At 58.8% G+C, this 13,779-nt stretch carries 13 protein-coding genes; 4 read left to right on the forward strand and 9 right to left on the reverse strand.

What is annotated here, in order from left to right:
• Nucleotides 1-8: 8 nt before the first annotated feature.
• The 8 genes from AC1MDC_RS00005 to groL form a co-directional block, all read right to left on the reverse strand.
• Nucleotides 9-1,151: an ABC transporter permease gene (locus tag AC1MDC_RS00005; RefSeq protein WP_085702076.1), complete on the reverse strand. Its 1,143-nt coding sequence runs from the start codon at nt 1,149-1,151 to the stop codon at nt 9-11.
• Nucleotides 1,148-2,575, reverse strand: coding sequence for an efflux transporter outer membrane subunit (locus tag AC1MDC_RS00010; protein WP_480392199.1), 1,428 nt, complete (start codon nt 2,573-2,575; stop codon nt 1,148-1,150). The genes AC1MDC_RS00005 and AC1MDC_RS00010 overlap by 4 nt, the downstream gene beginning before the upstream one ends.
• Nucleotides 2,576-2,631: 56 nt before the next feature.
• The gene (locus AC1MDC_RS00015) at nt 2,632-3,519 is read right to left on the reverse strand and encodes an efflux RND transporter periplasmic adaptor subunit (protein WP_085702074.1); all 888 of its coding nucleotides are present in this window, start codon (nt 3,517-3,519) and stop codon (nt 2,632-2,634) included.
• A complete protein-coding gene (locus AC1MDC_RS00020; RefSeq protein ID WP_227235539.1) occupies nt 3,516-4,148 on the reverse strand; it encodes an ABC transporter ATP-binding protein in 633 nt (210 codons plus the stop codon). The genes AC1MDC_RS00015 and AC1MDC_RS00020 overlap by 4 nt, the downstream gene beginning before the upstream one ends.
• A 65-nt stretch (nt 4,149-4,213) precedes the next feature.
• Nucleotides 4,214-4,468 (reverse strand): Lpp/OprI family alanine-zipper lipoprotein, encoded by a 255-nt coding sequence (locus AC1MDC_RS00025; protein WP_085702072.1) that lies wholly within the window; start codon nt 4,466-4,468, stop codon nt 4,214-4,216.
• Nucleotides 4,469-4,644: 176 nt separating this feature from the next.
• On the reverse strand, nt 4,645-5,205 hold the full coding sequence (locus tag AC1MDC_RS00030) for a nitroreductase family protein (RefSeq protein ID WP_085702071.1): 561 nt from the start codon (nt 5,203-5,205) through the stop codon (nt 4,645-4,647).
• A 34-nt stretch (nt 5,206-5,239) separates the two neighbouring features.
• Complete coding sequence (locus tag AC1MDC_RS00035) at nt 5,240-6,127, reverse strand: universal stress protein (RefSeq protein ID WP_085702070.1); 888 nt, start codon at nt 6,125-6,127, stop codon at nt 5,240-5,242.
• Between the two features lie 67 nt (nt 6,128-6,194).
• A complete protein-coding gene (gene groL, locus AC1MDC_RS00040; protein WP_085702069.1) occupies nt 6,195-7,811 on the reverse strand; it encodes a chaperonin GroEL in 1,617 nt (538 codons plus the stop codon).
• Nucleotides 7,812-8,069: 258 nt separating this feature from the next.
• Here groL and AC1MDC_RS00045 point away from each other — a divergent pair, with 258 nt between their 5' ends.
• The 4 genes from AC1MDC_RS00045 (at nt 8,070) to AC1MDC_RS00060 (ending at nt 11,326) form a co-directional block, all read left to right on the forward strand.
• Nucleotides 8,070-8,567 (forward strand): BCAM0308 family protein, encoded by a 498-nt coding sequence (locus AC1MDC_RS00045; protein WP_480392200.1) that lies wholly within the window; start codon nt 8,070-8,072, stop codon nt 8,565-8,567.
• Nucleotides 8,568-8,630: 63 nt separating this feature from the next.
• Nucleotides 8,631-8,861, forward strand: coding sequence for a hypothetical protein (locus tag AC1MDC_RS00050; protein WP_085702067.1), 231 nt, complete (start codon nt 8,631-8,633; stop codon nt 8,859-8,861).
• A gap of 181 nt (nt 8,862-9,042) precedes the next feature.
• Nucleotides 9,043-10,884: an ATP-dependent zinc metalloprotease FtsH gene (gene ftsH / locus AC1MDC_RS00055; protein ID WP_234205306.1), complete on the forward strand. Its 1,842-nt coding sequence runs from the start codon at nt 9,043-9,045 to the stop codon at nt 10,882-10,884.
• A 16-nt stretch (nt 10,885-10,900) separates the two neighbouring features.
• Entirely contained in the window at nt 10,901-11,326 is a 426-nt protein-coding gene (locus AC1MDC_RS00060) for a potassium channel family protein (RefSeq protein ID WP_085696131.1), read from the forward strand.
• A gap of 4 nt (nt 11,327-11,330) precedes the next feature.
• Here AC1MDC_RS00060 and AC1MDC_RS00065 read toward each other — a convergent pair whose 3' ends face one another.
• Complete coding sequence (locus AC1MDC_RS00065) at nt 11,331-13,706, reverse strand: phosphoketolase family protein (RefSeq protein ID WP_480392201.1); 2,376 nt, start codon at nt 13,704-13,706, stop codon at nt 11,331-11,333.
• Nucleotides 13,707-13,779: the final 73 nt, after the last annotated feature.

Raw genomic sequence — 13,779 nt, forward strand, 5'->3', positions numbered from 1 at the left:
CTTGGGCCTCAGCCTCTGAAAATGTCGAACGGCTCGATCTTCAGCACCTTGCGAATGCCCAGGTAGCTGGAAAACCCGGCAATCAACAGCACCAGACCAAACGCCAGTCCCAGATTCCAGAAAGTGACGATCGCAGCGTAGTTGGGAAGATAGGTTCGTGCGATGACGATCATCAGAGTCACCAGTCCGATGCCCAGACCATAACCGGTCATCGCGGTGAACATGGCCATGAAGAAGATCATGTAGACCATCTCCCGGTTCTTGGCGCCGATGGCTTTCAAAGCGGCAAACTTATCCAGGTTTTCCAGAATGAAACTGTAGAACGTCTGACCGGAAATCGACAGGCCGACCAGAAAACTGATGACTGTCATCATCAGAATATTGGTCCCGACACCGGTCTGATAGATGTAGAAGTCGGCAATACGCCGGTTGAACTCATCCCTGGTCAGGGCGATGTAGCCCAACCGCGCCACTTGCTGCTTGATGGCTGCCTCACCTTGCCGGCTTCTGGGCTTGAGCAAGATGTATGACACGGTGAAGCGTGTCGTAGGGATGTATTCGATGGCACGCCGGTAGGTTGTGTAAAGCGTCGGCACTCCGGTCAATCCACCGACCAGAACCCTGGCGATGCCGACGATGATGCCCCGGTGGTCGTTGAGCTCGAACGAGGTACCGATGGCAGGGTTGCCCAGTTTTGCGAATTCAGCATCGTGAACCACGATGAACGCGTTTTCGGCGTAGATATCCTCGATGGCGCCCTGCTCCAAGGCCGGACGACCGAGCAGGCTGGTGTCGTCCAGACCAATCACGCTAACCCCTTGATATGTGCCATTTTCCAGGCGCACCTGGGCGCTGCCAATGAATACCGGGACGGCGTATTCCACCTGCTGCATGCTGCGCACTGCGTCCAGCAGGTAGTCCGGCAACGGGATGGCAATCGTCGGGGTGTTGACCGCCGGATCGATGATCCACATCGGTGCTCCGACATTGGTGACCGTCGAATAGGCGCGGTTCAGGATGCCAGCGAACATGGCGGTCATTTGCATCATCAGGAACACTGAGAAGGTGATACCCACCAGTAACGCCGAGAATTTGGCGCGATCATTGACTAGGAGTTTGTACCCGATGCGCAGAATTCCACTGTATTTCATGGCCAGTTTCCGCTAATGCCAGTATCGGGCCGGTTCCACCAGCCACCGCCCAGCGCCACGAACAACGCAACCGTGTCCTGATGCCGCTGCGCCAATGCTTGAAGGTAAGCAATATCGACCTGATGCAACTGCACGTTGGCCACGAGCAGATCCAGATAGGTCACCAAACCCGAGCGATAGTTGGCCTGTAATAATCTCAAGGCCTCTCGGGCAGCGGCCTGCGCCTCGGCCTGCTTCTGTAACGTTTGCGCATCGAGCTCTATTGCCCTGAGCACATCCGCCACCTGCGCGAAAGACTCCAGCACCACTTGTCGGTAGTTCGCCGCTGCTTGCTGATAGGCGTCAATTGCCGACTGGCGGCTGTACCACAGGCGCCCTCCCTGAAACAGCGGAATATCGATCGACGGCCCGAAGTTCCAGAATCGTCCGGCACCGGCAAACAGTGAACCGGTGTACGACCCAGCCGCCCCGTAGGTACCGCTCAAGCTGAAGCTGGGAAACATAGCCGCCGTGGCGACACCGATTTGCGCGCTGGCCTGATGCAATTGCGCCTCGGCGGTGAGGATATCCGGACGCTGGCGCACTAGGTCGGAAGGCAGACTGACCGGCAGATCGTGCGGTAACGAAAGTGCTGTCAAGCGAATGTCGGGAAGTTTGAGTTCTGCAGGCATCACGCCTTCGAGCGTGGCCAGCAAGTGCTCGCTTTGACTGACTTTCTGTTTGAGCGCCGGTAACGAGGCCTCGTTAGTCGCGATCAGGCTCTGCAGGCTCAATGTCGCCGAATAAGGCACCGTTCCGCTGCGCACCTGAACCTGGGTGGACTGCAGCTGCTGGCGCTGCAAACCGATCAATTGTTCCGTGGCCTCGATCTGCGCGGTATAGGCTGCCCGGGCAATGGCCGTATTGACGACATTGGCCGTTAGCGTGAGATAGGCCGCCTGAGTCAGCCAGGTCTGGCGATCGACCTGGGCCTGCAAGCCCTCCACGGCACGTCGCTCGCCGCCAAAGACATCGAGGGTGTAGCTGATCGTGCCACTGAAGATCATCACGTTAAAGATCGAGCCTGCCGTCGTCAGCCCTTGCTGGACCGGCGCGCTGCGCTCACGACTGGCGCTGAAGCGGGCATCGAGCTGCGGATAGAAGACCCCGTGACCGGCTCTGAGCGCGTTCTGGCTTTGACGCAAACTGGCCTCGGCCGCCTGCACGGTCATGTTATGGGTGATCGCCTGGCGCACCAGTGCATCAAGCGCCGTCGAGTGGAAAAAACGCCACCAGTCCGGTGTGACCTCACCGCCGGGCACGAACTGTTGAACCTGGCCCTGCGCCGCAACAGTCCCCGGCAGCGGCTCGTTCAGATAACGCTCTGACACAGGCGTGGCCGGAGGCGAAAAATCCGGGCCGACCGTGCATGCGCTGCCCAGCAACAGGCTCAGTGCAAGGCAGAAGCGTCCAGTGCGGCGTAACCGGTCTACCCTTTCCATTATTTCTGACCTATGAACACATCCACCAACTGCCCCGGGTAGACGTTCGGCAGATCTTTCTTCTCGAAGCGAAAAATCACCGCCAGCACCCTCAGGTCAACTTTTTCCCGGCGCTGGTTGGACAGCTCGATTTTCGGCGATACGTAGGGCTGCACCCGCACGAAGGCCAGCGGCACACGGATGTCCGTGCCGTGAATCAGCATCTGCGCCTGCATGTGCTCGGGCGCTGGTAATCGGGCGATCAGAATCTCGTCCACATAACAGCGCACAGCCAGATGCGCCTGATCGGCGCTCATGACCAGCAGCGGCGCGAACCCTTGGGTGTAAACGTCATAGGCCCCCTGGGGCGATACATAACTGCCCACTGCGCTGTTAATAGTCATCACCACACCGTCCGCTGGCGCCTTGATGAGGTATTGCGCCAGCAACGCCGCCGACGCCTTGAGGGCAGCCTGCGCCTGGGTCACGGAATTGCGCGCGGTGTCCAGGGTATCTTTGCTGATCGATTTCGGATCAATGTTGTAAGACGCCAAGCGCTTGTTGTACTGGTCGCGGGCGGTGGCCAGGCTGGCCTGGGCCAGTTCAAAATTGGCGCGTGGCACCGCGTCGTCAAGTGTGACCAGCGGCTCCCCGCGTTTGACCGTCTGCCCCTCCTGCACCCACACCCGGGTTACCGGCGCGGCCACCTGCGGATAGATCACGATATTGCTGCCACCGGGCTGCTCGCCCTCGATGATGCCATTGGCATAGATCGCGCTGGCATCGTTGCTGCTCGCTGGTGCGAAGGCGGGCGGCAGCGGCTGCGGTGTCCGCCCGAGCAGATAGGCGGCGATCAGCCCCCCGAGAACACCGACTACCGCCAGCGTAAACAGCAGGGACTTTTTCACGATATGGCATGCCCGGTTTCGCTGATTCGGCCGTCAGCCATGTAGATGATACGGTCGGCGTACTCGTTGATCCGTGCATCGTGAGTGACAATAAGGATGCAGCGTTGCTGATTGAGTACTCTCTCCTTGACGAACGCGATGATCATTTTTCCCGTGTCCCCATCCAGAGATGCCGTGGGCTCGTCCATTATCAAGATTTGCGGCTCCCCCACGATGGCTCTGGCAATGGCAACGCGCTGTTGCTCCCCTCCGGAAAGCTTCATGGGCAAGATGTTCCCCCGATCCTTCAGGCCCACCACCTCCAGACTCTGGCGGGCCTTCGAAAGCGCATCGTTCCATTTGTGATGCCTAAGGATCAGGGGGATGGCGACGTTCTCGGCCGCCGTCAACCGCGAAAACAAGTGATAGTCCTGGAACACGAACCCGATGTGATCCAGGCGCAGTTCGGCCAATCTGTCGCTATTCAGGCTCCAGATGTCCAGGCCATTAATCAGCACCGTTCCAGAGTCGGGTCGCAGGATGCCGGAGAGGATGCTCAATAGTGTGGTCTTGCCGCTACCCGAGGGGCCGACGACAAACACCATTTCGCCGAACTGCGCGACCAGCGCCACCTGGTCGACCGCTTTCATGCGCGTACTGCCTTCGCCAAACCACTTACACAACCCGCTCGCAACGATGGCCGGGTGGGGGGTCATTATTTGCGACTCGCCTTTTCAAGCATTCGGCTGGCGCGTTCATTGGCCTCATCGGCGGTGCGTTGTGCCTGACTGGCCGCGGCCTGCGCCTGTTCCGCTTTTGAATACGCGGCATCGGCTCTGGATTGCGCAGCAGCGGCAGCGCTTTGTGCCGAATCGATACGAGCATTCATTTCTTGCACATGCTTATGACTGCACCCCGCCGTCATCGCCAGAAGGACGCTCAGCACAACAACAGATAAACGCTTGTTCATGGTGGTTCTCCTCAGTTGAGTGAGCCGGGGACACGCCGGCACCCCTCAAAGTATCCGCCCCCCCTGCGCCGGCACTGTGATTTTTGTCAATGAATGGCCAACCCGGCGTGCCGGTTAATCACTCGTCGCAATAATGTGCGCGTGCCCGCTCATCCGGATGAATGCTCAGCGGTGCATCAACCAATCCAGCGAATCTCTGGTGCCTGATGGGCAACAGGCGCCGGCGCGGCTTTCGGATGGCCGACGATGATCGGTGCTACCGGAACCCACGCCTGTGGAAGATTCAGCATTTGCTTGCCCTGTTGAGTATTGAGATACGGCTGGGCAAAACCGATCCAGCAAGTGCCCAGTCCTTCTGCACAGGCACTGAGCATCAGGTTCTGGGCGGCCAGCGCACAGTCTTCGACCACCCATTGCCCGGGTGCGTCAGCCGAGATCAGGATCAGTACCGGTGCGTGATAGAAAATCTGAAAGTGCTCGTCATCGAGCAACGCGTGAAAGCGCTCTGATTGTGATCCCGGTGCCAGCGTCTTGAGCATGCAGGCTTTCGCCTCGCGTGAAATTCGATCCAGCAACGCTTGGTCGCGAACCACGGTGAATCGCCAGGGTTGTTGGTTCATCGCACTTGGCGCCAAGGTGGCGGCACCGATCAAGCGCACAATGACCTCTTCATCGACAGCCTGCGCCGTGTATTCACGTGTCGAATGACGGCCAGAAATGGCCTGGTCAATGTTCATGAGCATTCCTCCTACAGGGACCTCCGGCGCGGTGCTACACAGCCAGAACGTTGCAAGGGACCTGATACAGAATGTGTTCGGTGGTACTGCCGAGCAGCTTGTCCAGACCGTGGAATTGCACGCGCCCCATGACGATTACATCCACCTGATGCTCGTCTGTGAACTCGCTGAGCGCCGCAACGGGGTGCCCCACCACAAAATGCCGGCGATCAGCCGGTACGCCATGCTGACTGGCCCAGTCGAGGTAGGTCTTTTCAAACTCACGGCGCAAGCCTTTAGTCAGTTCGGCGATTTTCAGGCCATCGCCCAGTTCTGCCAGGTATTCCTGCGAAACGTCATAGGCATACAACAGGTGCAATTCGGCATCACACTGGATAGCCAGCGCAGTGGCCTGCTGGATGATGCGCTCGTTCAACCGATTATTTTCCAAGCCGTTCGTAGAGACATCGACCGCGGCTACAACCTTGCGCGGTAATGCATGGGCCGCGCCGCCAAGCAGGTACACCGGCACTTGGCATTGGCGCAAAAGATACCAGTCCAGTGGGGTGAAGAATGCACGTTTGAGCAGTGACTCGTGTTGCACTTCCTTAATAAGCAAGTCGGGATTCAACTCTGTAACGTGATCAGAAATCTCCTGTTTTATGTCGTCCGCCCAAGCGACTTCGCAGGTCACTGCTACGCCTCGGCCAGACAGTTTCTCCGCCTGGGACTTCAACCAGTCGCGTTGGTTCTGAAGATAGCTTTCCCGAACCTGTTTCCTGCTGCCCTCGTCAAGTAGCCACAGAATGTCCAGTGTCTTGACGAGGGCGACGATGTGCAATGTCGCACCACTGGCCCTGGCCAGCGCGCCGGCATGGTTGATTGCCGGAGAGCGGCGCAGGAGCGGGTTGATGATCAGCAAAAGGCGTTGATATTGGCTCATGATCTGTCTCCCGTCAGGCAGGTCGCGAGACCGGCCTTGCTCAAACGCCCGGCGACACTGCCGGACCTCATTCGCTGAACCCAGGCGGGATCGGCGACTCTTTCTCCGGAATATCCGTCAATATTGCCTCGGTCAGCAGCAGGATGCTGGCCACTGACACTGCATTTTCAAGGGCGATCCGCACCACTTTGGATGGGTCGATGATTCCGGCCTCGTAAAGATCGACGTAGCGATTGACCGACGCGTCGAAGCCAATGTTGCCAGGCTCCGCCAACATCCTCGCAACAACGACGCCGGCATCCACTGCCGAGTTTTCAGCGATGACCCTGGCCGGCGCCTCCAAAGCGCGCCGCATGATTTGCAGACCCGTGCGGGCATCCCCCTCATACTGCATCTCCTCGGCGGCAATCTTCGGGACGGCCTTGAGCAAAGACATGCCGGCGCCTGGCACAATGCCTTCGGCGATGGCTGCACGAGTGGCGGAAATGGCGTCATCCAACGCATCCTTGCGGGTTTTCATCTCGGCTTCCGAAGGCGCTCCGACCCGGACCACCGCGACGCCGCCCGAGAGCCTGGCCAAGCGTTCCTGTAGCTTTTCACGGTCGTAGTCGCTGGTAGTCGTCTCCATTTGTGCGCGGATTTGCTGCATCCGCGCCTCGATGGCCTCGCGATTGCCAGCCCCCCCGATCAACGCCGAACTGTCCCTTTGCACCACCACCCGATGCGCCCGGCCCAATTGACTCAACTCGATCTGTTCGAGGGCAAAGCCCAGGTCATTGGAAATCACCGTTCCTGCGGTCAGAACGGCCATGTCCTGCAGCATCTCCTTGCGCCGGTCACCGAAGCCCGGAGCTTTGATCGCCACCGCTCGCAGCACACCGCGTATCTGATTGACCACCAGCGTGGTCAACGCCTCCCCTTCTATGTCATCCGCGATCAACACCAGGGGCTGGCCGCTCTTGGCCACGAGCTCCATCAGGGGCAGCAACTCCTTGAGATTCAGAATCTTGTGGTCGCAAAACAACAGGTAAGCGTCATCGAGTTCCACCTGCATCTTTTCGGTATCGGTGACGAAATATGGCGAGACATAGCCTCGGTCGAAGCGCATGCCTTCCATGACCTCGACCACCGTTTCAGTGGTTTTTGACTCCTCGACGCTGACCACTCCTTCAATACCAACCTTCTCCAGGGCATCGGCTACCAGTTGGCCAATGACCGCATCGTTATGCGCGGATAGCGTCGCGACCTGGACCTTTTCCCTGGGCGTACTCACTGGTCGCGACAGCGTCCTCAACGACTCCACAACCAAAGCGAGTCCGCGATCGAGCCCGCGTTTGAGGTCGATCGCACTGGCACCCGCCACCACATTGCGGATACCGTCCGCGAGGATGGCCTGGGCCAGCACCGTTGCAGTGCTGGTACCGTCCCCCACCGCGTCACCGGTGCGCTCGGCAGCCTGACGCAACATTTGCGCACCGAGATTTTCTTCCGGATCCAGCAGGTCGATGCGCCTGGCGATCGTTACACCGTCATTGCAGACTGTTGGATTGCCCCATTTATTCTGAATCAGCACCGATTTGGACTTGGGGCCCAGCGTCACGCGCACGGCATCCGCCAACTGAGTGGCACCGCTGAGAATCCTCTCGCGGGCGGCGCCGCGAAATACCAGTTTGCTGTGAGCCATCGGATCGCTCTCCTGCCAATTCCACATTCAAGCAGGGTCCATTAACCACTCCCGGCGACGTTGACTTTTATCAACCAAGTCCTGCGCAGCCCGGTCCTCCTGTCGCCTCATGCATAAACGCGGACCATTGGTTCGAGCTGCCTTCCTCGCTTGCATCGCAGTTGATAAAAATCAACCTGCTGGAACCCGGATCGCGTCGAAATGAGCGGGTGCTCTTCAGCAAGCGCCGGTTGTTTTGATCATCTCTGGAGGAACATCATGGACAAGTTTCAGCAAAGCCAAAAAGACAAACTGTTCAAGAACGTCTCACATGACCCTTATAGCGCCCCACGCACGGAGGGCCCTGCCGTTTGCCCGAAATGTGAGGCCGTGTATACCGCGGGAATCTGGAGCTGGAAACGCCAGGAAAACACCGTGGTTCACGGCGCGCAAACAATGATCTGTCCAGCCTGTCGGCGCATCGAAGACAACAGGCCTGCGGGTATCCTGACCCTGTCCGGCGGCTACGTGCACCAGCACCGTGGGGAAATCGTCCAGCTGATTAAACACACTGAGGAAAAGGAAAAGGCCGAGCATCCCCTTGAGCGCATCATCAAGCTCGATGACGCGGCCGATGAGCTGGTCGTGACCACTACTGGCATTCACCTTGCCAATCGTCTTGGGCACGCCCTGAAAGGCGCTTTCAAAGGCAACTCTGAATACCACTACAGCGATAGCGAATATGGCATGAGCGTGCGCTGGTCCCGTGAGGAATAACCCGGACAGCGGAGTTGTTGTACATCCCCGACTCGACTAACTGCCTGCTCAAGGTCAACGGCCATGCCCACCAATGAATCAACGAACCCTTATGTGGCCGACAGCGACGCCATCAAACACTGCAAGGCGCTGTTTCTTGAAGCTGATCGTCTCACCGATCAAGCCTACTCCGTTCTGGATGAACCCTTTTCCTCCCAGACCATGCTCAAGTTCTCGATCGCCAAAAAATGTGCAGATGAGAAATACCGGCAGGCTTGGCAAGCATGGCTGCTTGCAAGAAAACACGCTCAATAGGCTGCTTGATCTGCACGAAGCCTGGCGGTCGCGGCATGGTCTTCAGCGGCGTTCAGTCGGGCGTCGAACGGGCATTGTTGATATTCCTCAAGGATTTTTTGCCACTCAGGTGTAGAAAAAAACAAGGCGACCGTGCCCTGCTCTCTTGCATCGTGGCCACCGTCTTCGTTGAGACAAGACCATGAAAAACAACCACCAGTGGAACCTTTCGTACTTCCTGATCGCCTTCATTGTTCTGGCACTCGTGCAGTTTTGGTTTGCCGAACGTCATGCCGTGCAGAGCATTCCGTACAGCCAGTTCCTGCAACTGGTGAACGACCAGAAGGTCAACGATCTGCGGGTCGAGAAAGACCAGATCAGCGGCAAGTTACTGGAGCCCATCGACGGCCATGAACTATTCACTACGTTCCGGGTGGATTCGACGCTGGCGGCGGACCTGGCGCATTCGGGGGTCAGATTCAGCGGCGCCAATGAAGACACCTTGCTCAGCGGGCTGTTGGGCTGGTTACTACCGTTGATCCTGATCACGGTGGTCTGGCACTTTGCGTTCCGCGGTTTCGCCGAAAAGCAGGGCCTTGGAGGGTTGATGAGTATCGGCAAGTCACGGGCAAAGGTGTTTGTCGAACGGGATACAGGCGTCACATTTGACAACGTTGCCGGGATCGATGAAGCCAAGCTCGAACTGATGGAAATTGTGTCGTTCTTGAAGGATAAGGCCCGCTATGCCCGTCTGGGCGCACACATACCCAAAGGGACGCTGCTGGTCGGCCCGCCCGGTACCGGAAAGACGCTGGTGGCCAAGGCTATCGCGGGTGAGGCCGGTGTGCCGTTTTTCTCGATCTCTGGTTCTGAGTTCGTCGAAATGTTCGTCGGGGTCGGTGCCGCCCGGGTCCACGATCTGTTCGAGCAGGCACGCCAGGCCGCGCCCTGCATCATCTTCATTGATGAGCTGGATGCACTGGGCAAAATGCGCGGAGTCGGCGCGTTCGGTGGCAATGACGAGAAGGAGCAGACCCTCAATCAACTGCTCTCGGAACTGGACGGCTTCGACCCTCGCGAAGGCGTGGTATTACTGGCTGCGACGAACCGACCTGAGATTCTCGATCCGGCGCTGTTACGCGCTGGAAGGATCGACCGCCAAGTGCTGATCGACCGACCGGACCGCAAAGGCCGACAAGCGATCCTTAAGGTACACCTGCAGAAAATCACCGTGTCACCGACTATCGATAGCGAAAGGATCGCTGACATCACTACAGGATTCACTGGCGCGGATCTGGCGAACCTGGTGAATGAAGCGGCAATTGTTGCGACCCGCCGCGGCGCGGACGTGGTGGAACTCGTCGACTTCACCGCCGCCGTGGAACGACTGGTTGCCGGCATCGAGCGCAAGAGCAGCATCTTGCGTCCCGAGGAACGCCAGATAGTGGCCTATCACGAGATGGGCCATGCGCTCGCCGCGAGTCACTTACCGGCCATGGATCCGGTGCACAAAGTCTCGATCGTTCCCCGGGCCATCGGCTCGCTGGGTTACACCTTGCAGCGACCGACCGAAGACCACTTTCTTATCAGTTGCCAGATGCTCAAGGACCGGATGGTCGTGCTGATGGCGGGACGCGCGGCGGAATTTCTGGTGATCGGGGAGATTTCCACCGGCGCTGCCGATGATCTGGCCCACGCCACGGACATCGCCCGTCAAATCGTCACGCGTTTTGGTATGAGTAGCGAACTCGGCCAAGCGGTTCTGGAACGGCGCAATGCGACCTGGCTTGGCGAGCGAGTGCCCGAATCCGGCGAAAAGGACTATTCGGAGCAGACGGCGCGGGAAATCGACCTCGCTATTCGCGCACTGCTGGACGACGCGTGGCAACGAGCCAAAGCCCTGCTCGAGAAGTTGCGTCCCGAGCTGGAGGCCGGCGCCCGCCTCTTGCTGCAAAAGGAAACCCTGACTCCCGAGGAGTTCGCCGCGCTAAGGCCGCTTGAGCGCACTGCGCAACCTGCACGGACTGACGCGGCATCGTCCTGACACGGGAGGCTGGCGAATGCTGGCAGTCACGCTGATCAACACGTTGGTGGTGATCGTCACCGTGGTGATTCACTACGAATGCCTGCTGCGTCTGAATGATTGGTTGCCGCGCCTGAAAATGTGGCGCCGGTTCAGAATTGTCGTTGGCGTGTTCGGCAGCCTGCTGGCCCATGCCATCGAAGTCTGGGCATTTGCGCTGGCTTATTACCTGATGGAGCATTCCGGCCAGTGGGGCTATCTGACAGGCAACTTCGACGGCACCTTCATGGACTGCGTGTACTTCTCCTTCACGACCTACACGACCATCGGTTTCGGTGATATTTCCCCGGTCGGCCACCTCAAGTACCTGACCGGCCTTGAAGCGCTGACCGGTCTGGTCCTCATTACCTGGACTGCTTCGTTTCTGTTTCTCGAAATGCAGAAATACTGGAAGGGTAAGTAGCCGTTTACGGGACTGGTGGAGACGTCCATTGCCAGTTGCGCACCTCGGGCAGATCCTCGCCATGCTCGATGAGATAGAGCTTGTGCCGCTCCATTTGCGACCAGTAGCGCGTCCGCGCCTCATGCACCAAGTCCTGCAACCGAGGTACGCGCTCGAACACATCGAGCATTAATCGATAGCGATCCAGACCATTGATTACAGCCATGTCGAACGGGGTGGTGGTCGCGCCCTCCTCCGTAAAGCCGCGGACATGGAAGTTGTCATGGTTAGCGCGCTTATAAAGCAACCGATGGATCAGCGCCGGGTACCCGTGGAAGGCAAAAATCACCGGTTTGTTGACGGTAAACAGCGCGTCGAACGCACTGTCCGACAAACCGTGAGGGTGCTGATACGACGGTTGAAGCACCATCAGGTCCACGACATTCACCACCCGCACTCGCAGGTCCGGTACGTAGTCGCGCAATAATGTCACGGCTGCGAGGGTTTCCAGGGTCGGTACGTCTCCGGCGCAGGCCATGACCACGTCCGGTGTCTCGTCATCGCGGCAGGCCCAGGCCCAGCGGCCGATGCCGGCCTGGCAATGGCGCTGCGCCGCGTCGATGTCCAGCCACTGCCATTCCGGTTGTTTGCCGGCCACGATGACGTTGATGTAATGGCGGCTGCGCAGGCAATGGTCGGCCACCGACAGCAGGCAATTGGCATCCGGCGGCAGGTAGATTCGCGCGATGTCGGACTTTTTGTTCGCCAGCAGATCGATGAACCCCGGGTCCTGATGCGAAAAGCCATTATGGTCCTGGCGCCACACATGGGAGGTGAGCAAAAAATTGAGCGACGCCACCGGCTTGCGCCACGGTACTTCGGCAGCGGTCTTGAGCCACTTGGCGTGCTGGTTGACCATCGAATCGACGATATGGATGAACGCCTCATAGCAAGATAGCAAGCCGTGGCGGCCGGTCAGCAGATAACCTTCCAGCCAGCCCTCGCATACCTGCTCACTGAGTATTTCCATCACCCGGCCGTCAGCGCTCAGGTTGAGGTCGTCAGGTTCCAGCGGGTCGAGCCAGGTTTTGCCGGTCACTTCATACACCGCATCAAGTCGGTTAGAGGCGGTTTCATCGGGTCCGAACAGGCGAAAATTATGCGTCGCCAGGCTGTTTTTCATCACGTCACGCAAGTATTTCCCCAGCACACGCGTCGCTTCGGCACGCACGCTGCCGGGCGTTTCGACCGGCACGGCATAGTCGGCGAACCGCGGCAGATCCAGTGCCCGTAGCAACAGGCCGCCATTGGCGTGGGGATTGGCACTCATGCGCCGCTGCCCAGTGGGTGCCAGCGCTGCAATTTCCGGCACCAGAGTCCCTTGGGCGTCAAACAGTTCTTCGGGACGATAGCTTCTTAACCACTCTTCCAACTGTCGCAGGTGAACCGGCTGACTGAAGTCGGCCAGAGGGACCTGATGAGCTCGGCAGGTGCCTTCAACCCGGTGTCCATCGACAAACTGGGGCCCTGTCCAACCCTTCGGGGTGCGCAATACCAGCATTGGCCAGACGGGCCGCTGCGACACGGCGTGGGCCGGCCGTCGACGCGCCTCACGCTGGATCCGACGAATCTTCAACAGCATCGTATCCAGGGTTTGCGCCATGGCCTGGTGCACCTGCACCGAGTCAGTGCCTTCGACGAAATAGGGATCGTAGCCGTAGCCACGCATCAGTGCCGAAAGTTCATCCTCGGGGATTCGGGACAACACCGTGGGGTTGGCGATCTTGTAGCCATTGAGGTGCAGGATCGGCAGCACCGCCCCGTCACACACGGGATTGAGAAACTTGTTCGAATGCCAGCTGGCGGCCAGCGTACCGGTTTCAGCCTCGCCGTCGCCGATCACGCAAGCGACGATCAGATCCGGGTTGTCGAACGCAGCGCCATAGGCGTGTGCCAGGCTGTAACCCAGTTCGCCGCCTTCGTGGATGGAGCCGGGAATCTGCGCCGACACATGACTGGAGAGGCCATACGGCCAGGAAAACTGCCGAAACAGACTCAACAGGCCATTGGCGTTGCGCTCGACCGTTGGACAAATTTCGGTGTAAGTGCCTTCCAGATACGTTTGCGCAACGACCGCCGGCCCGCCATGGCCGGGGCCGGCAACAAACAGCATGTTCAGGTCATACGTGGTGATCAGCCGGTTGAGATGGGTGTAGATCAGGTTCAACCCCGGCGTCGTGCCCCAGTGCCCTAACAGGCGCGATTTGATGTCACTGCGACGCAGAGGCACCCTGAGCAAAGGGTTGTCTTTGAGGTAAATCTGCCCGACGGCCAGATAATTGGCCGCTCGCCAGTAAGCATCCAGACCTTCCAATTGCTCGACACTGAGAAAATCGCTCATGAAATTGCCCGCCAGACCATTCAACGCCAGTTCCCAGATTCTGAAAGGCTGAAGCTCTCGGGACTTGATATAA

The sequence above is a fragment of the Pseudomonas sp. 1 genome, from assembly GCF_056626735.1.